26 protein-coding genes are annotated in these 25847 nt (G+C 35.1%); 17 read left to right on the forward strand and 9 right to left on the reverse strand.

Going from position 1 to position 25847, the window contains the following annotated elements; genetic code table 11:
- Positions 1-71 precede the first annotated feature (71 nt).
- The 5 genes from QO200_RS10480 to QO200_RS10500 form a co-directional block, all read right to left on the reverse strand.
- Complete coding sequence (locus QO200_RS10480; protein WP_371539578.1) at positions 72-1202, reverse strand: esterase-like activity of phytase family protein; 1131 nt, start codon at positions 1200-1202, stop codon at positions 72-74.
- A 6-nt stretch (positions 1203-1208) separates the two neighbouring features.
- Positions 1209-1616, reverse strand: coding sequence for a group III truncated hemoglobin (locus QO200_RS10485; RefSeq protein ID WP_371539580.1), 408 nt, complete (start codon positions 1614-1616; stop codon positions 1209-1211).
- Between the two features lie 67 nt (positions 1617-1683).
- On the reverse strand, positions 1684-2211 hold the full coding sequence (locus QO200_RS10490) for a DUF4136 domain-containing protein (protein WP_371539583.1): 528 nt from the start codon (positions 2209-2211) through the stop codon (positions 1684-1686).
- A gap of 49 nt (positions 2212-2260) precedes the next feature.
- Positions 2261-4297: a urocanate hydratase gene (locus QO200_RS10495; protein ID WP_371539755.1), complete on the reverse strand. Its 2037-nt coding sequence runs from the start codon at positions 4295-4297 to the stop codon at positions 2261-2263.
- A gap of 173 nt (positions 4298-4470) precedes the next feature.
- Positions 4471-4647 (reverse strand): DUF5522 domain-containing protein, encoded by a 177-nt coding sequence (locus tag QO200_RS10500; RefSeq protein ID WP_371539586.1) that lies wholly within the window; start codon positions 4645-4647, stop codon positions 4471-4473.
- A 123-nt stretch (positions 4648-4770) separates the two neighbouring features.
- On the opposite strand from QO200_RS10500, the gene QO200_RS10505 reads away from it, so the two are divergent.
- The 4 genes from QO200_RS10505 to hemL all read left to right on the forward strand — a co-directional run bounded on the left by QO200_RS10505 (position 4771) and on the right by hemL (position 8437).
- Positions 4771-5112, forward strand: a complete 342-nt coding sequence (locus QO200_RS10505) for a hypothetical protein (protein ID WP_371539588.1) — start codon at positions 4771-4773, stop codon at positions 5110-5112.
- Between the two features lie 206 nt (positions 5113-5318).
- Positions 5319-6224 (forward strand): 1-aminocyclopropane-1-carboxylate deaminase/D-cysteine desulfhydrase, encoded by a 906-nt coding sequence (locus tag QO200_RS10510; protein WP_371539590.1) that lies wholly within the window; start codon positions 5319-5321, stop codon positions 6222-6224.
- Positions 6217-7098 carry a glucosaminidase domain-containing protein gene (locus QO200_RS10515; protein WP_371539592.1) on the forward strand — a complete coding sequence of 294 codons (882 nt, stop codon included), beginning with the start codon at positions 6217-6219 and terminating at the stop codon, positions 7096-7098. The genes QO200_RS10510 and QO200_RS10515 overlap by 8 nt, the downstream gene beginning before the upstream one ends.
- Positions 7099-7150: 52 nt before the next feature.
- The gene (hemL, locus tag QO200_RS10520; protein ID WP_371539593.1) at positions 7151-8437 is read left to right on the forward strand and encodes a glutamate-1-semialdehyde 2,1-aminomutase; all 1287 of its coding nucleotides are present in this window, start codon (positions 7151-7153) and stop codon (positions 8435-8437) included.
- A 40-nt stretch (positions 8438-8477) separates the two neighbouring features.
- Here the strand turns inward: hemL and QO200_RS10525 are convergent, their stop codons facing one another.
- Entirely contained in the window at positions 8478-8942 is a 465-nt protein-coding gene (locus QO200_RS10525; protein ID WP_371539595.1) for a hypothetical protein, read from the reverse strand.
- Positions 8943-9067: 125 nt separating this feature from the next.
- Here QO200_RS10525 and QO200_RS10530 point away from each other — a divergent pair, with 125 nt between their 5' ends.
- From QO200_RS10530 to QO200_RS10550, 5 genes are all read left to right on the forward strand, one after another.
- A complete protein-coding gene (locus QO200_RS10530; protein ID WP_371539598.1) occupies positions 9068-9442 on the forward strand; it encodes a hypothetical protein in 375 nt (124 codons plus the stop codon).
- Positions 9443-9545: 103 nt separating this feature from the next.
- The gene (locus QO200_RS10535) at positions 9546-10343 is read left to right on the forward strand and encodes an MbnP family protein (protein ID WP_371539601.1); all 798 of its coding nucleotides are present in this window, start codon (positions 9546-9548) and stop codon (positions 10341-10343) included.
- 144 nt (positions 10344-10487) lie between these two features.
- Positions 10488-11525, forward strand: coding sequence for a cytochrome-c peroxidase (locus tag QO200_RS10540; RefSeq protein WP_371539604.1), 1038 nt, complete (start codon positions 10488-10490; stop codon positions 11523-11525).
- 5 nt (positions 11526-11530) lie between these two features.
- Entirely contained in the window at positions 11531-12505 is a 975-nt protein-coding gene (locus QO200_RS10545) for a transporter (RefSeq protein WP_371539606.1), read from the forward strand.
- A gap of 168 nt (positions 12506-12673) precedes the next feature.
- Positions 12674-13699 carry a 2-hydroxyacid dehydrogenase gene (locus QO200_RS10550; protein WP_371539609.1) on the forward strand — a complete coding sequence of 342 codons (1026 nt, stop codon included), beginning with the start codon at positions 12674-12676 and terminating at the stop codon, positions 13697-13699.
- Between the two features lie 250 nt (positions 13700-13949).
- Here the strand turns inward: QO200_RS10550 and QO200_RS10555 are convergent, their stop codons facing one another.
- The gene (locus tag QO200_RS10555; protein ID WP_371539611.1) at positions 13950-14546 is read right to left on the reverse strand and encodes a Crp/Fnr family transcriptional regulator; all 597 of its coding nucleotides are present in this window, start codon (positions 14544-14546) and stop codon (positions 13950-13952) included.
- Positions 14547-14703: 157 nt separating this feature from the next.
- On the opposite strand from QO200_RS10555, the gene QO200_RS10560 reads away from it, so the two are divergent.
- Positions 14704-16515 (forward strand): hypothetical protein, encoded by a 1812-nt coding sequence (locus QO200_RS10560; protein ID WP_371539613.1) that lies wholly within the window; start codon positions 14704-14706, stop codon positions 16513-16515.
- Positions 16516-16573: 58 nt separating this feature from the next.
- Here QO200_RS10560 and lysS read toward each other — a convergent pair whose 3' ends face one another.
- Entirely contained in the window at positions 16574-18277 is a 1704-nt protein-coding gene (lysS, locus tag QO200_RS10565; RefSeq protein ID WP_371539615.1) for a lysine--tRNA ligase, read from the reverse strand.
- A 255-nt stretch (positions 18278-18532) separates the two neighbouring features.
- On the opposite strand from lysS, the gene QO200_RS10570 reads away from it, so the two are divergent.
- From QO200_RS10570 to lipB, 7 genes are all read left to right on the forward strand, one after another.
- On the forward strand, positions 18533-19285 hold the full coding sequence (locus QO200_RS10570; RefSeq protein WP_371539618.1) for a YHYH protein: 753 nt from the start codon (positions 18533-18535) through the stop codon (positions 19283-19285).
- A 115-nt stretch (positions 19286-19400) separates the two neighbouring features.
- Positions 19401-20012, forward strand: coding sequence for a toxin-antitoxin system YwqK family antitoxin (locus QO200_RS10575; RefSeq protein ID WP_371539621.1), 612 nt, complete (start codon positions 19401-19403; stop codon positions 20010-20012).
- Positions 19993-20667, forward strand: coding sequence for an SCO family protein (locus QO200_RS10580; protein WP_371539624.1), 675 nt, complete (start codon positions 19993-19995; stop codon positions 20665-20667). The genes QO200_RS10575 and QO200_RS10580 overlap by 20 nt, the downstream gene beginning before the upstream one ends.
- Before the next feature lie 5 nt (positions 20668-20672).
- On the forward strand, positions 20673-22118 hold the full coding sequence (locus tag QO200_RS10585; protein ID WP_371539627.1) for an aryl-sulfate sulfotransferase: 1446 nt from the start codon (positions 20673-20675) through the stop codon (positions 22116-22118).
- 174 nt (positions 22119-22292) lie between these two features.
- Entirely contained in the window at positions 22293-23018 is a 726-nt protein-coding gene (locus tag QO200_RS10590; protein WP_371539630.1) for a hypothetical protein, read from the forward strand.
- Positions 23019-23070: 52 nt separating this feature from the next.
- Entirely contained in the window at positions 23071-23844 is a 774-nt protein-coding gene (locus QO200_RS10595; protein WP_371539633.1) for a hypothetical protein, read from the forward strand.
- Between the two features lies 1 nt (position 23845).
- Positions 23846-24547, forward strand: a complete 702-nt coding sequence (gene lipB, locus QO200_RS10600) for a lipoyl(octanoyl) transferase LipB (RefSeq protein WP_371539635.1) — start codon at positions 23846-23848, stop codon at positions 24545-24547.
- A 245-nt stretch (positions 24548-24792) separates the two neighbouring features.
- On the opposite strand, the gene QO200_RS10605 is transcribed toward lipB, so the two are convergent.
- On the reverse strand, positions 24793-25452 hold the full coding sequence (locus QO200_RS10605) for a ribonuclease HII (RefSeq protein WP_371539637.1): 660 nt from the start codon (positions 25450-25452) through the stop codon (positions 24793-24795).
- Positions 25453-25847 lie beyond the last annotated feature (395 nt).

The following is a 25847-nucleotide window of genomic DNA, read 5'->3' on the forward strand; positions in this document are numbered from 1 at the left end:
CTTAAAATAGGATCTAAAAAAAAACCGCAACACTGCTGTTACGGATTTTGATGTTGTAAAAAAACGATATTTTAGTCCACTTCAAAAAGTAGTACTTGCGTTTTCTGTTTGTCAGAGAAATTATTATCAGATACAAATAGCAAGGATTGTTTTCCATTTGCTAGTTTTGGACCAAAAGTTACTCCTTCGATATTATCAATAAAAATACCCAAATCATCCATATCCAGAATCAATTTTTTTGTTGCTGGTGTAAATTCTTGTCCTTGCAACGAAGCAATGTCTTTTACATTTGTGGCATTGGTAAAATCACATAAATATACTTTTATGGCGCAAGCCTGTCTCCCTAAAGAGTACGAACGCTCAACAACTAAAAGTTGGTTTTTAGCATAATACTGAATCGTCGAGATTCCGTTTACAGCAAAGCCATTTGCAGGATTCGGTTCGTGTGCAATAGGATCTAAAAGGTAGGCGTATTGTGCGGTATTTTTTCTGGATTTCACATCAAAGGCAAACAAACGGATTATACCGCCTTTTGTAGTGGTCGCTTCGGCATCATCTTCGTACAAAGGTTCTTCAACGTTTGTGTATAGTGTGCTGTAGTTTTTATCAAATGCAATCCCTTCAAGAACGCCATTGCTGCGCGGTCCTTTTTCCTCTTTTTGCATGTTGAGGTTGGTCGGTAAATGGTATTCATTTACAAAGTTTCCGTTTAAGTCAGCTGTTTGCACCGTGGGGTTTTGCAGCACCGAAAAGTCTTTGGCAATAACACGAGCGCCTTCACTGCTCCAGACCACTGATTTTGTTTTTGGGTTGTAACGCAGTTCTTCGGGATCAATAGATTCTGATGGTTTTTTCTCCCAATTGCTGTATTTTTCTCCAGCGGCATTTTTTAGGGAAGCTACATTTTTGAATGCGATGTTGTTCATGGTATCGGAATCCAAATGAATTTTGGCAGTATAAAAACGAGCATCATTGTAAATAGCTCTATCGTCGCTTATGAAATAATACAAATCGTTTTTGGCATCATAATCAATACTGGAAAGTCCACCTACAACCGTATTTTTAAATTCTTGATTAAAAGGAACTTCAATAGAGTTGATGAATTTTAGAGAAGGATTTGCATTTGCTGGCTCAGCAGGTTTTAGACTAGAACAGGATATAAAAGCAAGCGGTAAAAAAGCGAGGAATAATAATTTGCGCATGAAATTTTATTTTGAATTTAAAAGATCTCCTTTTTGGTCGGCGTCTCTAAAATAGTTGATTTTGTAGTTGAACATCTCAGCCATATTTTTGGCACGTAATTTTGCTTCGTCAGCTATTGCACCGGTAAATAATGTGTCTACCGTTTCAGTAAAAATTTCCATCCAGCGGTCAAAATGCACTTTGTCAATAGGTAAATGTTTGTGGGGAGGAAATGGACTACCAGAATAAGTATGTTGTTCGAGTAAGATAGTTTGCCAAAAACGGTACATTTTTTCCAAATGGTCTGGCCAACGATTCCCTATTTTGTCGTTAAATATAGGTCCGATGAAATCATCTTTTTGCACTTTACCATAGAAAGTGTCAACTAATAATTTAATGTCTTCTAGTGTAGTAATGTCTTTGTTTTGTGTCATAATTAGGTATAAAAAAGGCCTACGCAAAGGTAGGCCATTTATATAGAATAAGAAATTATTGGTATTTCTATTTTGGTGGAAACTGAGCCATAATTTTTGCTACAAACTCATTAATTTGGCTTTCTTTTCGCTCGCGGTTTTCTGTTAGGTAACCAACACCCTCACCTTCCCAAACCAGTTCTTTTTTCTTGGCATCAATTAAATCAATGTATAACGTTCCTTCAACATAGGTGGAAACGTAGGTGCGTCCTCCCCAAAGGTATGGGTTCCATCCGTATCCCCATCCGTAACCCCATCCTGCATTGTATTGGTTTACGTCAACGCGTTCTCTTTCTTTGGTGAAGATATTAATCAGTATATCGGGGTTGTCACTTTTAGTCATCCCTTTTTTACTAAGTTCCATATCGATTGCATTAAGAATTCTTTTCTTGTCCAATCCAGATATTTCGACTCTGTCAATACCTCTTTTATGGAATGCATAGGTTTTATATTGACTGAAATCTACCGATTTGTCGTAATCAGAATTGACTTTAATAGAGCTGCAAGAACCCAATATAAATAGAAAGAGCATCACAAGGATTTTAATTGCTTTCATGTTTTAAATGTTTGGTTGTTAAATGTTTACTAAAGATACGTCCAATTTATTAAAAATCCAACAAATTATCAGCAACAATATTGGGCAGAGTCACTTTTAACAACGGTTGGCTTTCCATAGCTCTCTTTATCGCAAAAAGGGCTCCTTCATTTCGAGCCCAACTTCTTCTCGAAATTCCGTTGTTGACATCCCAGAAAAGCATGGATTCGATGCGTTTTGATGCTTCTTTCGATCCATCAAGTACCATCCCGAATCCACCATTAATTACTTCGCCCCAACCTACGCCGCCGCCGTTATGGATAGAAACCCAAGTAGCACCGCGGAAACTGTCACCTATCACGTTTTGTATCGCCATATCAGCCGTAAAACGGGAGCCGTCATAAATGTTAGAGGTTTCTCTATAAGGAGAATCCGTACCGGAAACGTCGTGATGATCCCGACCTAAAACGACAGTTCCTATCTCGCCTTTGGCAATAGCCTGATTAAAAGCTTCGGCAATTTTCATGCGGCCTTCGGCATCGGCATATAATATTCTGGCTTGTGAGCCCACGACCAATTTGTTTTCTTGTGCTCCTTTGATCCATTGAATATTATCTTGCATTTGCTGCTGAATTTCGATAGGAGCCGTTTTTGCCATTTCTTCCAAAACAGCACAGGCAATAGCATCCGTTTTTTGTAAATCTTCTGGTTTTCCTGAAGCACAAACCCAACGGAAAGGTCCAAAACCAAAATCAAAACACATAGGTCCCATGATGTCTTGAACATAACTCGGATACCTAAAATCAATATTATTTTTAGCCATAATATCGGCACCTGCACGGGAAGCTTCCAATAAGAATGCATTTCCATAATCAAAGAAATAAGTTCCTTTGGCAGTATGTTTATTGATAGCTGCAGTATGTCTGCGTAATGTTTCTTGTACTTTTTCTTTGAATAAATCAGGATTGTTAGCCATCATTTCATTGGCATTTTCAAACGAAATGTCAACAGGGTAGTAGCCACCAGCCCAAGGATTGTGTAATGAAGTTTGGTCGCTTCCCAAATCAATATGGATGTGCTCTTCGTCAAATTTTTCCCAAACATCAACCACATTTCCAAGATAACCAATAGATACTGTTTCCTTGTTGGCTTTCGCCAAAGCGACTCTTTTAACCAACTCATTGATATCTTCAACTACTTCGTTGATCCAGCCTTGACTGTGACGAATGTGTGTAATTTTTGGGTTTACCTCGGCACAAACGGTAATGCATCCGGCAATGTTACCTGCTTTAGGTTGGGCACCACTCATACCTCCCAAACCTGAGGTTACGAATAAACCGCCTTTTGGAGATTTTTTTATTTTTCTAAAACCATTCAAAACCGTAATTGTTGTTCCGTGTACAATTCCTTGCGGACCAATGTACATGTAACTTCCTGCAGTCATTTGGCCATATTGTGATACGCCTAGCGCATTCATTTTTTCCCAATCATCCGGTTGAGAATAATTAGGAATTACCATTCCGTTTGTCACGACCACTCTTGGCGCTTCTTTATGCGAAGGGAATAATCCCATAGGATGCCCAGAATACATGGTCAACGTTTGGTTCTCTGTCATTTCAGACAGGTATTGCATGGTCAATAAATATTGTGCCCAGTTCTGGAAAACGGCTCCGTTACCACCATAGGTTATTAACTCATGTGGATGTTGTGCTACGGCATAATCCAGATTGTTTTGGATCATTAGCATGATAGCTTTTGCCTGTTCGCATTTTCCCGGATATTCATTAATGGGACGCGCGCGCATTTCGTAATCTGGACGAAAACGATACATATAAATGCGACCGTAAGTTTCTAATTCTTCCTTGAATTCTTGAATTAATACGGCATGATGTTCTGCTTTAAAATAGCGCAAAGCATTACGAAGTGCTAGTTTTTTCTCCTCTGCTGATAGAATTTCTTTTCGTTTTGGAGCATGATTCATGTCTGCCTCATACGGTTTAGGCTGAGGTAGTATAGTGGGGATTCCTTGTTGGATTTGTTCTTGGAAAAGCCCCCTACCCCCCGAAGGGGGAATTGATTCGGATGGTATATTGGATTGATTATTCATGTTGTTGATTAATTTAGTATTAAGGTAAATTATGTCCACTTTTTGTTCCCCAAGGGGGTTAGGGGGCTTATGGATAACGAATATCCGACCGATGGTAGGATTTGTGAATTTTGATTCTATATTTCTTTGAATAAATATCCATTTCGTTTTATAGCAACTGCAGTTCTAGATAACTACTTCTTGTTTGTACCTGTTTTTTTGTCATAACCATAGGGGCAATGACGGCATCCGCTTTTACAACAATACCCTCTTTTTAAGTGGTGTTTCTCGGTAAAGCATTTATAACCTTCTGGGGTATAATAGAAATCTTCGCCTTCGATTAATTTATTTTCGTTATTCTTGTCAATCATGTTTTGGGGTATTCTATTGTAAAGAGATTTTTTAATGGTTCGATTTAGTAGGGTGCTCAAACAATTGAGTATTTCATTAAAAAGAACTATTTTAGCATTACAAATTTATAATTTTTATAGCGAATGTTTCTTATTGTTGCTAAATATTTAATTCCTAGAGGCTATAGAGGTTTGACCGCTTTTCCGTTTGTATTGGTAAAGTATAGCGAAGATAAGGGGAATAAAGTATTTATAAACCACGAAAAGATACACTTGCGCCAGCAGTTAGAGCTATTAATATTTCCTTTTTTTATTTGGTACTTCTTGGAGTATCTTGTTCGGTTGGTTCAATATAAAAACAGAGATTTGGCCTACAGGAATATCAGTTTTGAGCGTGAAGCCTATGCAAATGAATCGGATATATTCTATCTGAAAAAAAGAAGGTTTTTTAGTTTCATAAAATACATAAACAAAATTACGATGTAGTGTTTTACTTTATGATGAAATCATCTGGTTCGATAGGAGTTACCCATTAATAGTGGTGATTTTATAACGGTGTGAAAGACTAAATTGGGAAGAAAATTTGACTGAAAAATGAATATTGCCTTAAAAATATGTTATAAAGAGACAATGTATGGTTAATCAATTTTTTTGTTGCCTATAAATTTTACCTTTGTGAAAAATTATCTGGTTTGAATCAAAAACTCATTATAGAATTCCCAAACTCGATTTCGGTGACAATCAAGCGTGAAGATTTGATCCATCCATTTGTTTCAGGGAATAAGTTTAGAAAACTGAAGTATAATTTGCTTCAGGCAAAAGAGGAAAATCAAGAAACGCTGCTCACTTTTGGCGGAGCCTATTCTAATCATATCGCTGCAGTAGCATTTGCAGGGAAAGAAAATGGATTCAAAACCATCGGGATTATTCGGGGAGATGAACTGCGCGATAAAATAGCAACTAATCCAACCTTGCAGTTTGCTCAAAATTGTGGCATGCAATTCGAATTTATATCAAGAGAAGAATACCGATTAAAAAACGAAATTCCATTTTTGGAAAACTTAAAACAGCAACACGGTGATTTTTACCTTATCCCTGAAGGCGGTACTAATGACTTAGCGATAAAAGGGTGCGAAGAAATTCTAACCAATGAAGATGAACAGTTTAATTTCATCTGTTGTGCAGTAGGAACTGGTGGGACGATCTCCGGAATTATTAATAGTGTTTTGCCACATCAGAAAGTTTTAGGATTTCCTGCTTTAAAAGGTGATTTTTTAAAAGATGAAATTCGTAGTTTTGTAACCGACGTTCCAGATGAAAAATGGGAGCTGATTACGAATTACCATTTTGGTGGATATGGCAAAGTGAATCAAGATTTGGTTACCTTTATCAATGAGTTTTTAAAAAATAACGACATCCCCTTAGATCCTATTTATACTGGAAAGATGGTTTTTGGCGTTATAGATATGATAGTTGCCAATTATTTTCCGGCTGAATCTAAAATTTTACTAATTCATACTGGTGGAATTCAAGGAATCGAAGGAATGAATTCAAAATTAAGAAGTAAACAATTACCATTAATAGATACCTATGTTTAAAAAAATCCTGCTTATACTAACGCTGTTTACTTTACTAAGTTGTAATGCAACTAAGCCAGTGATAGTAACGAAAAAAGCGACGCCTTCAAGTTCAAAAAAAGTGACAACTCGTTCTGGCAAAAAAACAAATGCAGTCAAGCCAACAATTAATAAATTGGCAACACGAGAACAAGTTGAGGAAGAAAATGAAGTAATCGAATCAACCTCAGTAACCTATGTTGGGACTGATGTAATCGGAAAGTATATTTCTCAATATAAAGACATTGCGATGAGTAATATGAGGATTTATGGAATTCCGGCAAGTATTATTTTAGCTCAAGGAATATTAGAGTCTGGCGCTGGAAGAGGCGATCTATGTATTAGGGCTAACAATCATTTTGGAATAAAATGCCATGAGGGTTGGACTGGCGAATCGGTTAGACATGATGATGATTCCAGTCAGGAATGTTTTAGAAAATATTACGAACCTGCAGAGTCGTTTAATGATCACGCCTTATTTTTGACAGGTAGAAGTAGGTATGCCAGCTTATTTAATTTGCCTAAAGAAGATTATAAAGGATGGGCAAGAGGACTTAGAAGAGCGGGTTATGCCACGGATCCAAAATACCCAGACAAATTAATATCATATATCGAGCGTTACAATTTGGGACAATATGATGCTATTGTTATGGGGAAAGACTATACTCCGCTTGAAAGACAAGATACAAGAATTGCAGCTGTTGACAGTCAGAACAGATCTCTATATGAAGTGCAAAAAGGAGATACCCTGTATTCAATCTCAAAAAAATATAATTTATTGGTTAACGATTTAAAGCAAATCAATAATCTGTCAGCCAATACCATCTCTATCGGCCAAAAATTGATAGTGAAATAATAGAAGTTTAGAATAGAAGATAGCATATCGTAAATAAAACATTCAAATATACATGTTATATAAAAGAAGTAGTCAGCTTTTTGCTGAAGCAGAAAAGGTAATTCCTGGAGGAGTAAATTCGCCCGTAAGAGCATTTAAAGCAGTAGGGGGAACTCCAATTTTTGTTAAAAGTGCCAAGGGTGCTTATATGTACGACGAAGATGGAAATCGTTTAATTGATTATATTAATTCTTGGGGACCTATGATTTTAGGTCATGCTTTTGAACCGGTGGTGCAAGCTGTAATCGAGAAAGCTAAGTTGGGAACCTCTTTTGGTATGCCCACAGAACTAGAAACACAAATTGCCGCTTTGGCAGTGTCAATGGTGCCTAATATTGATAAAATTAGATTTGTAAATTCAGGTACTGAGGCTTGTATGAGTGCAGTACGATTGGCTCGTGGGTTTGCAAAAAGAGATAAAATTATAAAATTTGCTGGTTGTTACCACGGTCATTCTGATTCATTTTTGATTCAGGCAGGAAGTGGAGCAGTAACTTTTGGTTCGCCTAATAGTCCTGGGGTAACCGAGGGAACGGCTAAAGACACTTTGTTAGCTCAATACAATGATTTAGAAAATGTAAAGACTTTAATCGAAGCTAATAAAAACGAAATTGCCGCTATAATAGTGGAGCCGGTTGCAGGGAACATGGGTTGTATTCCACCAAACAAAGGTTTTTTAGAAGGCTTACGCCAACTTTGTACTGACAATGGTATACTGCTTATCTTTGATGAGGTTATGACCGGATTTCGATTAGCACGAGGTGGGGTACAAGAATTGTTTAATGTCGATGCAGATATAGTCTGTTTCGGAAAAGTAATTGGTGGTGGGCTACCTGTAGGTGCTTTTGCTGCTCGTGAGGAAATAATGAATTATCTAGCACCACTTGGGCCAGTTTATCAGGCAGGAACCTTATCAGGGAATCCACTGGCTATGGCTGCAGGATTAGCGATGTTGCAAACATTAAATGAAGACAATGCTATTTTTGAAAGACTAGCAGAGAAAACAGCTTATTTGCACGCTGGAATCGAAAAGGTACTAAAAGCAAACAATGTCGTATTTACAATCAATAGAATTGGATCTATGATTTCAGTTCATTTTGACGCTGCTCCTGTAGTTGATTTTAAATCAGCGGCAAATGGAGACAATGAAACGTTTAAAAAATTCTTCCACGGATTATTACAGGAAGGAATATATATCGCGCCATCAGCGTATGAGACTTGGTTTATTACAGATGCGTTAACTTATGAAGATCTTGATTTTACAATTCAAGCAATAGATAAAGTTTCTAAAACTTTTTAGAACAAAAAAAAACTCTCGGTATCAAACCGAGAGTTTTTTTTTATTTCTGCATTTCTTTTTTGCGATCCGTTTTATCACCAGATCTTTTGTGCATTCTGTGTCCTCTTCGTTTGTCATGCTTTTCTTTCATTGCATCCCATTTTACAAATTGCTCATCAGATAAAATACTTTTCATTTTAGCTTTCATCGCAATTTGCTCATCCATCATTTTGGTTTTCATAGCAAAACGCTCGTCTCTTGTTGGTTTTGTCTTGTTGTCTTTATGAGCCTTCATCATTGCCTCACTTTTAGCACTTTTTTCAGCAATGATACTTTTCATTTGAGCTTGTTGTTTTGATGACAAATCTAGTTCTAATGTCATTTTTTTCAACATCAACTCATTTCGCTGTTCAGGAGTGAATTTTTCCATTTCAGCTCTACCTTGTTTTTTGTCAGTTTTATTTCCTTGTTGCGCAAAACTTGTCATTCCAACAAGCAATAATGCGGCGATAATTAATTTTTTCATTTTTTTTATTTTAATGTTATAGTGATAAGACAGTAATGTATCTCAAAGGTTTAAGCCTTAACAAAAATTTAGTAAAAGGTGATTTTTATCACTTTAAACTCAAATTTGATTTCTATCTTTGCCGTGTGAAAAAATATGCAGTCATAATTTTATTACTCTTATTTCTAAAACCAATTCTTCCGGTTATAGACTATGCTGTTAATTATGAGTATATCTCACAAGTACTTTGTGTTAATAAAGCAAAGCCAGAATTAAAATGTAATGGTAAGTGTCATTTGATGAAAGAATTGGCAAAAGCATCTGATGATGATAAATCCACTTCTTCTGAGAAAAAGCAAACCTCAAATCCATTTGTTGATCTTTTTGTTACAGAGGCAGCTTCTTTTAATTTTTTGGTTTTTCAAAAAGCAACTACACTAGAATTTAATGCTGCTTATACTAACTTCTACTCGCATTTAGAAAGTGATGCTGTTTTTCGTCCACCAATTTTAATTTCTTAATAATATCATTTTTTTGTGTCTGATTCCCTTTGGCGAAAGCCTATGAGGAAGTCTTTTGATGCAACTTATTTAAAAATCATATAAAGAAATTATACTTAAAGGAATGAAAAATTTAATATACAAAGCCTTAGCTGTTTTAGCTTTGAGTGCTACTTTTACTGCATGTTCTAGTGATGAAGAAACAATTTCAGGAACAGGAACACTAGCATTAGAATTTGATAACTCTTTCAACGGAAATGACCTAATTCTTGAAACCCAGACAAACACAACCGCTAGCAATGAAGTGCTTAAAATTACAGCTATAAAATACATTATTAGTAATATAGTTTTAACTAAAGAAGATGGAACTACTGTTACGTATCCTAAAAGTGAAAGCTATTTTATTGTAGATGAATCTAACGCTGATAGTCATGTAATTGACTTAACAAATGTGCCAGCGGCCAACTATACTAAGGTTACTTTTGGTATTGGAGTAGATAAAGACCAATGGAGTGCTGGAGCAGATGGTCAAGGAGATTTCTTAGCTAAAGCGCAAGCGGCAGGAATGATGTGGAGCTGGTCAGCAGGATATAAATTTGTAGCCTTTGAGGGGAATTTTACTTCAGCTACTGTAACCACTGCAGTGCCGTTTAAAGTACATACGGGGCAAACAGGAACAGATTATAACTACACAACAGTTAGTCTTGACTTAAAGACAAAAGCCTTAGTGAGAAGTACGATTACACCGCAAATTCACATTATTACTGATTTGTCTAAAATTTTAAACAGTACAAATGTGATTAAGCTTTCTGACAATAATCCTAATGGAACAGCTGCAGATATTATGGGAGGTTCAAACTTGCCTTTAATTACTCAAAATGTATCGACTATGTTTACAGTAGACCACGTTCACAACGATTAATTTCATTTTTTAGGAGCACAAGAGTACTATTTTTAACAAGTTAAGTCCCGTTTTACGCTATATCTTTTTTTGAAAATAAAAAAAGGATGCCGCTTCAACCGGGGCTATTCTACAACTTTTGTGCTTCTTTATAAATTAAAAACCATGAAAATAAAACATTTTCTTTGGCTACTTCTTCCCGTATTTATTAGTTGCTCAGATCAGGATGATGATTATGTGAATCTTCCATTAGATTTTACAGTGCCTTCTAACTTTCCGGATTTAGCTTATGATATCACTACAAATCCTCCAACAGAAAAGGGATTCGAACTGGGTAAAAAACTATTTTATGATGGTCGCTTAGCCTCTGACGGACTAGTTTCTTGTGGGTTTTGTCACCTGCAGGAAAATGCCTTCACCCATCACGGACACACCGTGAGTCATGGTGGGAATGATGCTCAAGGAACTAGGAACGCACCTGCTATTCAAAACATGGCTTTTCAACGTGTTTTTATGTACGATGGAGCTGCATCGCATTTAGATCTGCAACCTATTATTCCTTTAACGAGCGAAATCGAAATGAATGGCGATTTAAACGCTATTCTGGCTATGATGAAAGCCGATAAAACATATCGGGAATTGTTTAAAGCCTCTTTTACTGATGGAACGGTTTCTATAGAGAACATGCTTAAAGCACTTTCACAATTTATGGTGATGCTGACCTCTTCTAATTCAACATTCGATCATTATAGACGTAATGAATCAGGAGGTACACTTACAAGTGATGAAACAGCGGGTTATGCGGTTTTTAAAAACAAATGTGCTTCTTGTCATGCAACAGACCTAATGACCGATGATGCTTTTAGAAACAACGGCTTAGCTGTTAACCCATTAATTAATGATGTTGGGCGTTCCAGAGTTACTGAACTCGCACAAGATTATTATAAATTTAAAGTACCTAGTTTACGCAATGTGGAGGTGTCTGGCCCGTACATGCACGATGGCCGTTTTGGAACACTCGAGGCAGTGCTTAACCACTACAGTTCTGGAGTTGTAGACTCAGCTACTTTAGATCCTATTTTAAAACAAAATGGGAAACTAGGAATTACACTTTCGGAAACAGAGAAAGTACAACTAATCGCGTTTCTAAAAACATTAACCGACAATCAATATCTTACTGATAAACGATTTTCAGAATTTTAATTACAATGAAAAATACAATAATATTAAGTGTGCTTACTTTTTTATCTATTCAATTAGTTAGTGCTATGACTCCTGCAAAAGATAGTATTTCCAGCTTCACTTTTCAGAAAATGCAATTGGATGCAGCAATGGATTTTGACTGTGATGCTTGTGGCTGTTCTGCCAGCGGTGGGAGTATGGGTTTTAGCTCGATGTTGAATAGTAATTTTGTGGGTATTCGCTATTTTAATCAAAGTTACTCCAGTCGAGATGGGATTTTTGCAAATTCTCCTTGGGTTGACGAAAACTTTAATACGGCTCAAATTTGGACTAAAATTCCAGTAACTGAAAAAATCCAAATTGCAGCTCTGATTCCGTATCATTTTCATAATAGAGAATTGACTACAGGAACTGAAAATATAAGTGGTTTAGGGGATATCACCGTTATGGCGACCTATTCTGTTTATCAGACACAAAAGGATAGCACTGTTTTTACTCATACTGTACAAGTGGGCGGTGGTGTAAAAATGCCTACAGGTAAGTTTGAAGAGTCTAATAATTTAGGTACTGTAAATCAAAGTTTTCAACTAGGAACTGGAAGTTGGGACTACCTTTTTCTTACCGAGTATGTGATTAAAAAGAAAAACTTGGGGCTGAATAGCATGATAAATTACAATATCAAAACAGAGAATTCTAAGAAGTATCAGTTTGGAAACCAACTGAATTACGGTAGTACTTTGTTTTATCTTGTAGATTTAAATACAGTGCAGCTAGTTCCTCAAATAGGTGTAGCGGGTGAGGTTTATGAGACCAATAAACAATATGGAGAAAAGGTGTTAAATACTGCAGGAGATATTCTTTTTAGTAAGTTTGGTCTTGAAGTAGGAAAAGACAAATTTTCGGTAGGGATTAATGCCATGCTTCCCATCAATCAAAATTTATCAAGCGGGAATATAGAAGCAAATTATAGATGGAGTGTCAACTTAAATTATACTTTGTAGAAATTCGTGAGATTTTATTTTCCACGAAACAAAAAAAGCAATAATAGTTCTATAGAATTAGTATTGCTTTTTTGTTTATAAGTATATTTGAATTAGTATTCTAAATCTAGTGTTTTTATTCAATCTCTCTGCTAGGAAGAAGCATTAGTTTTTAATTATTTTAATATCATGACAGCAAACCATAAAGTAACGGCGCAAAAAATTTCTTTCTTCTCTACACAGTCCTACGATAAGTCCTTTTTTGAAAAGTACAATGCCAATTTTGGTTTTGAATTAGAATTTTTTGAAGTTCAATTGAATTTTCGAACAGTAGATTTAATTAAAAATACAGCAATTGTTTGTGTTTTTGTAAATGATGTTTTAGATGCTCAAGTTATTGAAAAACTAGCAGAAAAGGGAGTCGAAATTATTGCTTTGCGATGTGCAGGTTTCAATAATGTAGATCTTATCGCTGCTAAAAAAGCGGGTATAAGAGTTTGTCGTGTTCCATCTTATTCTCCTGAGGCTGTTGCTGAGCATGCCATGGCAATGATATTGACATTAAATCGTAAAACGCATAAAGCCTATAATCGAGTACGGGAACAAAATTTTTCGTTAAACGGACTTTTGGGTTTTGATTTACATGGTAAAACAGTAGGTGTCATTGGAACGGGAAATATAGGTAAAGCATTTGCTAAAATTGTTTTGGGCTTTGGTTGTAAAGTGTTAGCTTTTGATATCAGTAAAGATCAAGAAATGGAGAAGTTAGGAGTGCGTTATGAAACCTTGGAGAATATTTTTAAATCAGCTGATATCATTTCTCTTCATTGTCCGTTGAGTGACGCAACAAAGCATATGATAAATAAAAATTCGCTTTCACAAATGAAAGATAATATTATGCTTATTAATACCAGTAGAGGAGGGTTGATTAATACAACAGATAGTATCGAAGCCCTGAAAAATGGTAAAGTGGGTTACTTAGGGATTGATGTATACGAACAAGAAGAAAAATTATTTTTTAAAGATTTGTCTGAAGATATTATTCAGGACGATGATATACAGCGATTAATGAGTTTTCCAAATGTATTGGTAACTGCTCATCAAGCCTTTTTTACTAATGAAGCTCTAACACAAATAGCTATAACTACTTTCGAAAATGTATCTGATCTAGTTAATAAAAAGGATATTCATAATAAAGCAGCACTACTTTGTTAAATCGAAACTTAACTGAGTTTTTATATAGAAAGAAGAATTGTAATTATTCTTTTTTGGGTAAACACCAAAGCAATCCAATTGATTCAATACAAGTTTTGGAATAGGCAATCTCTCATGTGTTTGTTGAGTAATTTTGCAAAAAAAAAGTTTCTTTCTCAATTTAAATTGCTGCACTACGACTTTCACCTCAATGATAGCTACCAAATCTTTTTTGGGTCTCCAATCTTAATTTTGGAAATTAAAATTGGTGCTAGTAATAAATTTTACGGTCGATTATTTCGACTTTGCATGAGTTCTTCATTTTAGTTAGAGCCCGAATCACCGTTTCTACTCTTAAACCAGTATGATTCGCGATTTCTTGGCGAGTGTAGGGAATTAAAACCTTATCACCATTAGCACTTCCGGATTTCTTTTTGAATGAATTTAAAAAAGCGAGGATTCTAAACTCAGGATTTTGATTGATAATATTATTGGAAGTTTTTGACTTGGAATGTATTTTTTTTGCCAGTAAAAGCAGGAAATATTTCTGGATTGGAGGATAATCATCAAGGATTTTTAAAAAATTGTCTTTAGATAATTTTAGAATAGTACTATCCTTAACCGTAATTGCCTTGCAAGGATAGGTTTCGTTAATTAATAGTGGTGGTTCGCCAAATCCTTCTCCTGCACAAAAAAGACCTTGTGTAAATTCTTTTCCCTTATCATTTGCGTGGTATGCTCTTACGCCGCCATCAATGATTTGATAATAAAAATTAGCAGCTTCTCCTTCGTGAAAAACTATTTCTTTTTTTTTATATTTTGTTGCTGCAGCGCCTCGCGAAAAAAGTGAATCAACATCTATAGACATAATTAATTTGGATGTTAGTTAAGGTATATTTGCTTATTATCCAGTGTATTAATGCAAATATCATCTCTTTTTTATTTTAATAAAATGATAATTATCAGCTTTTTAACGGTTTGCATTTATGAAATTTGTGGCCTACAGTACAATTAAAATTTTACGAATGACAACAACAACTAAACCGTTACATACTTTCCATATCCCTGTAATGGGATTGGCATATACTATTGACAGTCCGATTAGGGTAGCAAAGTATGGTATCTCTTCTGTAATTTCGATTATAGACGATGATTTAATAGAGAAAATGAATGCTTTTTATAGCAGTAAATTTAATTTGCCTTACCAAGAAATAACTCAAAAAATACACGATTATCGTGCAGAGCGTATTACTTCTTATTTGGATTTGGTAGACAAAATTGTAAAACAGAAGTTTGAGAATTTCAAAAATGAACTTGCCGAAAGTAAACTAGCTCTGGAAAATTACATTGCGATGTTACCAAACAAGTCTGAGATAAAGCTAGGCTTGCAGGATTTAATAGATGAAGGTGTTGCTTTTAAAGACAATATTAGAAATTTTATTGAAACTAATCTAACTGCTGGTGATATCGATGTCAACATCATGACTAAAGTAGACAAGGATAATTTCCTAAAAGAGGAGCAAATGCCAACGGAATTCAATGATGCCCATGCTTCTCTTCGTGGTTTTGCTAACAGTAAACTGACCTCTGGGGTGGTGCTATCTGCAGGGATGAACCCAAGACTGTATAGCTATTTTGAGAACTTCGATGTGTTTTTTCCCGATGCAAATAATCATTTGAATAAGAAAATTATCCTCAAAGTAAGCGATTTTCGTTCGGCGATGATTCAGGGTAACTTTTTGGCAAAAAAAGGACTTTGGGTTTCTGAATATAGAATTGAATCTGGATTGAACTGCGGAGGACACGCTTTTGCTACCGAAGGGCATCTTTTAGGGCCTATTTTAGAAGAGTTCAAGCAAAAGAAAGACCAATTGATCCAGTCGGCACATGAATTAATGATAAAAACTTTAGGACAAAAAGGGAAACACATTCCAGAGCATCCATTGGAACTAAAAATTACCGTGCAAGGTGGAGTTGGAACTGCGGCAGAACATGATTTTTTGATGAATCATTATCAAGTGGATTCCGTGGGATGGGGTTCACCATTTCTACTGGTTCCTGAAGCGACTTCTGTTGACGTAGACACACGTAAATTATTGGCAAAAGCAAAAGAAGAAGACTTGTATTTGAGTCATATATCTCCACTTGGAATTCCTTTTAATACCTTGAAAGGTACGACTAATGAAATGTTGAAATTAAAAAGAATTCAGGAAAGCAATGCTGGAAGTTCTTGCCCAAAGAAATTTTTGGCGCTAAGCAAAGAATATGGTGCAAAAGGAATTTGTTCTGCTTCCAAGAAATTTCAAGATTTGAAATTGGAGGAATTAGATAGTAAGAAAGAGACTTTGACAGCAGAAATGTTTGCAAACGCTAAAACGAAAATTACCGAGAAATCTTGTCTTTGTGTAGGTTTGGCAAATGCGTCTTATTTAGAGAATGAGATGAAAATCAAAGGGCAGGCGCAAGGTGTCGTTATTTGTCCCGGTCCCAATATGGCTTATTTTGATCAAGAAGTATCACTTTCTAAAATGGTGCAACATATTTATGGTAACGCTTCTGTATTGACGTCAACAAATCGCCCTAATATGTTTGTCAAAGAATTGACGATGTATATTGATTATTTGAAAAATGAAATTAAAGGAGTTTCTGAAGAGATTACTGCGGGCCAAATAAAAAAATGGAATGCTTTTAAAAACAATCTGACGGAGGGAATTGGGTATTATCAGTCCTTGTTTGCAGCAGCAATTAGTACGGAAAATGATAATGACAGCATCTTAGATCAGCTGCTTTTGTATAAAGAAGAATTGCTTGGGGTTAAAATTCCAGTATTAGCATAAAGAAAAAAAAACGGCTTGAAAATATTCAAGCCGTTTTTACTATAATTTTGAGTACTATTTACTCTTTCAAGCGGCAAGCTTTCACATCTCCTTCAACAACCACTTCAGTCATTCCTAGAGAAGATAAGTTCTTCATGGCTTTATCCCATTTTTTACCACTCAATTCTGATTTTATTTTCAATAATCCAAATTCCATTTGGTTCTCATTCGCTTGTAATAAAGAAACAATTAGTTTCTCATCGTCTTCCAGCTCCACTTGAACTTGTTTCGTCTCTGGTCTCATTTGTGGGAACAACAATACTTCTTGAATCGATGCATTATTAGTCAGGAACATCATTAAACGATCCATTCCAATACCTAATCCAGACGTTGGTGGCATTCCGTATTCAAGAGCTCTCAAGAAATCTTCATCGATAATTCCAGTCGCTTCGTCATCTCCTTTGGCAGCTAGGCGCATTTGGTCTTCAAAACGGCTCCGTTGGTCAATCGGGTCGTTTAGTTCAGAATAAGCATTCGCTACTTCTTTACCGCAAACCATCAATTCAAAACGTTCCGTCAATTCTGGATTGTCACGGTGCTCTTTACAAAGTGGTGACATTTCTTTAGGGTAATCCGTGATGAAAGTAGGTTGAATATAATTTCCTTCGCATTTAGCTCCAAAAATTTCATCAATCAATTTTCCTTTCCCCATGGTTTTGTCCACGTCGATTCCCATGCCTTTTGCAGCTTCAAACAATTCTTCTTCGTTTTTACCTGAGATATCAAAACCAGTAAAATGTTTAATAGAATCCGTCATTGTTACACGAGCATAAGGCGCTTTAAAGCTAATTTGGTGTTCACCAAAAGTTGCTTCGCTAGTACCATTTACACCCACAGCGCAATGCTCTAACAATTTTTCGGTAAATTCCATCATCCAGTTATAATCCTTGTAGGCTACATATATTTCCATCGCAGTAAACTCTGGGTTGTGCGTTCTGTCCATTCCTTCATTACGGAAGTTTTTCGAAAACTCATACACCCCATCAAATCCACCAACAATCAATCTCTTTAAATACAACTCATTCGCAATACGCATGTACAACGGAATATCAAGTGAATTGTGGTGCGTAATAAAAGGACGTGCTGCAGCACCACCCGGAATTGCTTGTAAAACAGGCGTTTCAACTTCTAGGTAACCCGCTTCGTTAAAGAAAGCGCGCATCGCATTAAACAATTTTGTACGCTTGATAAAAGTATCCTTAACATGTTGATTCACTGTTAAATCTACATAACGCATTCTGTAACGCAATTCAGCATCGTTAAAGGCATCGTGTACTTTTCCGTCTTCATCTACTTTTGGTAAAGGCAACGGACGCAAGGTTTTACTCAAGAAAGTAAATCCATCGACACGAATACATTGCGCTCCTACTTTGGTCGTGAACAATTCTCCTTCGATTCCAATAAAATCACCCAAATCGGTTAATTTTTTGAATACCTGATTGTATAATGTTTTATCATCACTAGGACACAAAACATCACGATTCACGTACAATTGGATACGGCCTTCGCTATCTTGCAGTTCGGCAAAACAAGCTTTTCCTTGATCTCTCACACTCATCAAACGTCCGGCAACAATTACCTTCTTACCTTCTTCAAAGCTTTCTTTTATCTGCTTCGAAGTGTGATTTACAGGAAAAAGATTAGCTGGATAAGGATTGATTCCTAAGTTGCGTAAGGATTGAAGTTTTTCTCTTCGGATAATTTCTTGTTCTGATAATGCCATTTTTGTGCTTATTTTAAGAGCACAAAGATAGTCTTTATGTCTTAAAGTTGCAAAGTGAAAAAGCGGTTATTTATGTATGCTTTGAGTAGTAAATAGTTGTTTTTAAAACAGTAATTTTCAACGATATCCAAATTATAATTAATGAAAATGTTAATTTTTCTGTTTTATTATTAAACCTTTTTAACTTGAATGTGTCTTAACTAATACAAGTCTGAATGATGAAATTTCAATGGGTAATTAAATAGAAAAATAAACATGAGAAAAACAACCGTATTTGCAGCTTCTTTAGTAGCAACTTTTTTACTTTTTGCTTGTACTAGTTCTGATGATAGTGCATCAGCTGCGACAACTTCGACAGCAGTACCCGATATTTATAAGAAGGTCTACGGCGCTTCAAGCATAACCTCTGACGGGACTTATGTTACTATTAAAACCAATGGACAACCGGATCATAAAAGTGTGTACTATGCCACTAGCAATTCAAAGTACGAAAGTTTTAGCGGAACTACTTTTGGAGGGACTACCTTTAAAAAAAATCCAAATACCATCAATTTAAATTTAGCTTTTACATTTAAAATTCCGTTGAACCCTGTTGTAGCAACAACGCATGCTTCAACACCTTTAGGAGCTATTGGGGTAGCTATAAACGGAGTCCCATTTTTTAATCAGTACGCTGGGCCAAATCAGCCTTTGACGGATGAGATTACTTCCTTTGATCAATATTGGGGACACCCGCAAGCAACAGGGATTTATCATTATCATGTTGAACCCACTTACTTAACAACTAATAAAGGAAAAGAGGCTTTAATGGGATTTTTACTGGACGGATTTCCCGTATATGGTCCTGTTGAAAATGGTGTTGCTGTCACTGGTCTTGATGTCTACCACGGACATACTACAGCAACGGTAGATTATCCTAACGGGATTTATCATTATCATGTAACAAATTCAGATCCGTATATTAACGGAAACGGGTATTATGGAACTCCGGGAACGGTATCTAATTAGATTTTTTTAAGATTAAAAGTTGCAGACCTTCAAATTTTCTGAGTGGCTGAGGCTTAGAGTCTAATTGATTGTTACCAATCAACTAATGAAAATATTTTTGTTGTAAAATCATCTAATGAATTTGAAAACACCCCTTTTTAATACTATTTTTTTTATTGCTTTTGCAGTACTTTTTTTTCATAGTTGTAATAAAACTCAAGATGAAAAATCGGTTAGGCAAGCGCAAAAAACGCCTTATGTTTTTAAATTAGTTAACGATACTGATTTTCATTTTAAGCAGGATACTTTATATTTTAAATCCCAAAAATATTCAGGAAAGCAATATCTTTTATATTCCAATAAGGATACTGCTTTTGTGAAATTGTACTTGAAAGGTATGCTCGAAGGAGTCCAGAAACAATGGTATCCCAATGGTGTTTTGGCCGAAGAACGTTTGTATGTTTCGAATAAAAAAGAAGGACAACACAAAGGCTGGTGGGAGAATGGAAAACCAAAGTATTCCTATCAATTTTTTAATGATGAATACCAAGGAGAAGTGCAAGAATGGTATTTTTCAGGTCAATTATTCAAACGATTCCATTATGAAAAAGGCCAAGAAGAAGGGAGTGAACGTTTGTGGTTTGAAGACGGTAGTGTTCGCGCCAATTATGTGATTAAAAAAGGAAAGAAATACGGCTTGATCGGAATTAAATTATGTAAAAATCCTTATGAAAAGAGTGTTGAATAATAGATGGACAGTTTTGGTTTTAATGATTTTTGTGTTTTTGTCGTGTGATAAAAACAAAGAGGAAGACGAAGGATTACCCTTTTTTAATTCTTTCGAATTTACTCCAGAATGGATTAGTCCGGATAGTCCAGAATTTTCAAAAATTCATACTATTCCTGATTTTTCATTCACCAATCAAAACGGAGAAATAGTAAATCAAAAAACAGTGGAGGGCAAAATTTATGTTGCCAATTTTATCTTTACAAGTTGCGGCAGTATTTGTCCGAAAATGATAGATAATATGAAAATTTTACAAGATAAATTCATTGACGACTCAGAAGTTTTATTGCTATCGCATTCTGTTACTCCCGAGAAAGATAATGTTGCGGTTTTGAAAGAATATGCCAAAGAGAAAGGATGTGTTTCGGGCAAATGGCATTTACTTACAGGTGATAAGGAAGCTATTTATTCGATAGCTAAAAAACAATATTTTGCAGGAGATTCTATTGGTTATTTCGGAAAAGCAAATGATTTTCTACATACAGAAAATTTTATTTTGGTAGATGGAAAACACCGCATTCGTGGAGTTTACAATGGAACAGTGGCCGTAGAAATGGATCGGATTATAGAAGACATTATTACATTAAAAAAAGAAAAACAAGTACTTAAAGATTAAAAACCATGAACTATAAAAATGTAACCAATAAGAAAATAGTAGTTTTAATAGCTTCTGTTTTGAATTTTTTTTTGCTAATTTCTTGTAGCACTTCAAATGATAATCCTTCTGAAATCCCAGTAATTCCGGCAGTTTCAAATACTGTTGGTTTAACACGTCATGATGCTGGATCATTAGACGATGGTTATGTTTTGTTTGCCCCCATAGGCAGCAACACAACTTATTTGATAGATAAATGTGGTAAGCAAGTAAAGACATGGTCTAGCAATTACAAACCGGGGCAGTCGTGTTATTTATTGACAGATGGTAGCTTGTTGCGGCCTGGAAACAACAATAACACCACTTTTAATGCCGGTGGAAAAGGTGGTGTTATTGAAAAAATAGATTGGAACGGAAATGTGATTTGGAGTTACACCCTTTCGGATGCTTTAAAATGTCAGCACCACGATGTAAAAGCATTACCCAACGGAAACGTGCTGATTATCGCTTGGGAATCAAAAACAAATACAGAAGCAATTGCACAGGGACGAAATCCAAACTTAGTTCCCGTAACTGTGTGGAGCGAACAAATTATTGAAGTAAAACCTACGGGAAGTTCTGGAGGTAGCATTGTTTGGGAATGGCATTTATGGGATCATTTAGTTCAAGATTTTGACGTGTCTAAACCGAATTACGGAACCATTGCTACAGCATCAAAATTGATTAATCTAAATTACAATGCTAGTGCTACAAACCAAGATTGGATACATCTAAATTCAATAGACTACAACGCTGCCTTAGACCAAATTTTAGTAAGTTCGCATTCCTTTAACGAAGTGTGGATTATTGATCACAGTACCACTACTGCTCAAGCCAAAAGTCATGCTGGGGGAAACTCTGGTAATGGTGGAGATTTACTTTACCGATGGGGAAATTCCTTGGCATACAACACAGGAACTACGACACAATTATTTGGACAACATAATGCGTATTGGATTGAGGCAGGATTTCCATTTGAGAATCAAATTATGATTTTTAACAATGGAAATGGTAGAACTGGCGGTAATTATTCGACGATAGAAATTATAAAACCACCAGTGAATGGTTATAATTATACGCAAACATTGCCTTCTTTACCCGCTACAGCATCATGGAATTACAATTACGAAAATCCAAACAGTATTTATGCTCAAAATATTTCTGGAGCACAACAGTTGTCTAATGGAAACGTCCTTTTTTGCAATGGTCCAGCAGGGATTTTTACTGAAATAAATAGTAGTGGTAACATCGTTTGGCAATACATCAGTCCAGTAACTACTTCAGGAATTTTAAAACAAACTGAGGTCGCAGCTCAAAACATTGTTTTTAGAAGTACTTTTTATCCCAAAACCTACAGCGGATTCGTTGGGCATACGTTGACATCTAGGACTACAATTGAAGATATAAATTCAATATCAGGCTCTTGTAAGTAAACGATAAAAAAAAGAAAATAACTCATTGATAAAACGGACGATGGTAGTCCGATAAAGGCTAATTAGTAAATAGTTGGTTTTATAGAGAAGATGTGTTTGTAAGAATATTTTGTTAAAATATCGTTTTGAAAACTATAACTACAGTACATTTAGTGTCAATAAATCTAAAATGAAATGAAGTACGCTTTTTTTTTACTGATATTAATCTCTTTTACTAGTTGTGAGGTTACTGAAACTTTAAATGTCAACCCTGATAATTCGGGAACGATTGTATATGAAAGTCATCGCAATGAAAATAGCTATATGCAAATTGTAAAAGAAGAATATTCAAAAGAAACCATTTTTCAAGACACAACTTATGTTTTTCAAGACTATATCAATAAATACAATAGTAATTTTATAAAGTATACGGCCGCAGAGCAAGAATTGTTTAATAAATTTAAAGAGGTAAAAGTTCATCTTAAAAAAAGTGCTTTTGATAAAGAATTTAGAACAACAATTTCTCAAGATTTCAAAAAAATAGAAGATATTGCGGATCTTTCAAAAACAGAAAATTACATTAGTGATATCGTTCACAATTACGCTTTAACTGCCGAGGAGCATTATTACAATATCCGTTTTACGTTGAACGGGGATAAATTTAACCGAATCGTAACCATTACTGATGAGGCGATTTATAAAACTGAAAAAGAAAAAATTGGAAATTATAAAACAAGGCTTGTTAACTTTAAGTTAGAACAGTCTTATGTCATGAAATACCATTTTCCACGAAAAATAAAAACAGTTTCAAACTCCAGCGCCATCATTGGTAATGATAAAAAGTCATTAGAATTACAGTTCAACATAATTGATTTCTTACAAAATCCTGCGAGTACGAATCTTGAAGTAACCCTAGAGTAATCAGCGTAACGAACTAGTCGTTTCAACTAGAGTTTGTATCTTTGTAAAAAAGATGAAGAAATTCTATCCATTGTTACTATTGATTTTTGTTTGTACAAGTTGTACAATTAAAGAGAAAATGGTCTTAAACGAAGATGGATCAGGTACTTTTTCTTATGGTTTTGATGTTTCGGCTTTAATGAAAATGGGAAAATCAACAGATTCTACTAAAGTCCCTAAAGTAATGGATTCTACATTTACTTTCAAGGAAATTATGGCGCCAATGAAAGACAGTATTGCCAAATTGTCGGAGGTAGAAAAAGCGCAATTCAAGTTGCTTGAAGCTTTTAGAGTAAGAATGAAAATTGACGAGATTGCAAAGGAGTTTAGCTATGATATGGAGTTTGATTTTCCTTCTGTAGATAGTTTGTCCAATATCATGTCACCTACTAAAGCGGCGTCTCTATTATCACTTTCAGATAAAAAAATAGCTGTGAAAAAAATGACCCCTTCAAAGGATAAGAATACTAGTAATGCCAATTTTAGTTATGATGGTAAATATTTTATAAAAACAGTCACTTTAACAAACGAGCAAAAAAACAAGATAACAAAGGAAAAGTTAAAAACAAAAAAAGAAGAAGAGCCTGAAGATGAATTTTCGAAAAAGTTAGGTGATTTTTTAAAGGAATGTAAATATTCAATTGAATATCATTTTCCTAAAAAAATAAAAACAGTCTCGATGCCAGGAGTTGTTATATCAGCAGATAAAAAGAACTTTGTTAAGGAAATACCGATAGAAAATTTAGAAGACAATATAGATTTAAGCTTTAAAGTAGAATTTGAATAAAATGAAAAAAAAAATACAGCTTCAAGATTTAGGGAATAAAGATTACAAAGCAACTTGGGAATACCAGGAAGAATTGTTTAAAGGAATTGTAGACCTAAAAATAAGAAATCGCAGGGAAGAATTAGAGTTAGAAACACCTAATTATTTTCTTTTTGTAGAGCATCCACATGTATATACATTAGGTAAAAGTGGTGATTTGAGTAATCTTCTTTTATCTGAAAAACAACTCGAAGACAAAGGTGCCACTTTCTACAAGATCAACCGCGGTGGGGATATTACGTATCATGGTCCGGGACAAATTGTTGGGTATCCTATTATAGACTTAGAAAATTTCTTTACTGACATTCATAAATACTTGCGTTTTCTGGAAGAATCAATTATTTTAACATTGCAAGAATATGGCTTAGAATGCGGTAGAAGTGAAGGAGAAACGGGAGTTTGGCTTGGAGTAGGTACTCCATTTGCTAGAAAAATTTGTGCTATGGGAGTTCGTGCTTCACGCTGGGTCACCATGCATGGTTTTGCTTTGAACGTCAATGCTGACTTAGGTTATTTTGACAATATCATTCCATGTGGAATTCGTGGTAAAGCGGTAACCTCATTAAATGTTGAACTCGGTGTAGAAAAAGTAAACGAGGAAGAAGTAAAGGCTAAAATCTTGAAACATTTCGCAGAATTGTTTGCTTGCGAAATTAAAAACTAGCTACGAAGGACAAAAGGATATGATAAGTCTGTGAACGTTTTATCTATGGCTTAATTACAAAGGCACCAAACATATAAAGTAGATTAGTCTTAAAAGAACTTATATGACTTAAATGGTGTAGTATGCAATCCAAATTAGTTAATCAACAACCTATAGTTTTTTTAAATTAATAATTTTTTTAAAATCTATTAACTCTCAATATTCCATTAAGTCTCCTTCTCCTTCACAGGGGAATGGGATTAGGGCTACATGTCTAGTTTCAGCTGTTCGGGTAGTAATCTAAAACTTAATCTGTGGTATTTAGTTACGCCATATTTCCGAATTGCTTCTCGATGTTCTTTTGTTGGGTACCCTTTATTTTGTTTCCAGTTGTACATAGGGAACTCCTCGTGAATCCGGTTCATATAATCATCTCGATATGTTTTAGCTAATACTGATGCGGCAGCAATACTCATAAATTTGGCATCTCCTTTTACAATACTGCTACTAGGAATGGAGGTCAAAATAGTAAGCTCTACCGGAGTGAAAATTTTTCCACTGCTGTTTTTTATGCCTTTTTTTCGAATGAAAGGGCTATTGCCATCTACAATAATATATTGAGGTTGTGGATTAAGTTTTAAAACGCATTCCTGCATTGCTTTTATGGAGGCATTTAGAATGTTAATGTCATCAATTTCTAAAGGTTCTAGATGCGTTACCGCAAAGGTAATAGCTTGTTGCTCAATTATAGGGCGTAATTTGTCTCTTGCTTTTTCAGATAGTTGCTTACTGTCATTTAGTATTATATTCTCAAAATTTGCAGGAAGAATTACGGCGGCGGCGGTAACAGGCCCTGCAAGACAACCTCTGCCGGCCTCATCAGTTCCGGATTCTAAAATGAGTTTTGAAAAATTAAGTTGGAGCATTAAGCAAAATTAGAAAATATAAATCAATTGTGTGTACAAAAAGGGTTAGTTGATTGTTATGAGTTATTTAAATTGGATTTTTCATTTTGCGTTTACGGTTTTTGAAGAGGATCATTAGATAAATAACTAAAATGCAGATTTGAAAATAGAGTAGGGGTTCTAAAATTATTCATGTCTCTTTGAATTCATTTGAAAATAAAATATATATCTACACCATCAATTTTTATATAGAATTGTATTTGATTACTTTTTTTTCTACTGATTTTACATAAACACATAGTTTCTATGATTTTACAGCGATAGAATGTTTTAACAAAATAGGTTTATTTGCATTTTTTTGCGCGTAAACCTTATGAAATTGTTAAATTTTATGACTAATAATTTTTTTATTTAAG

Source organism: Flavobacterium sp. Arc3, from assembly GCF_041431375.1.
Lineage (GTDB): Bacteria > Bacteroidota > Bacteroidia > Flavobacteriales > Flavobacteriaceae > Flavobacterium.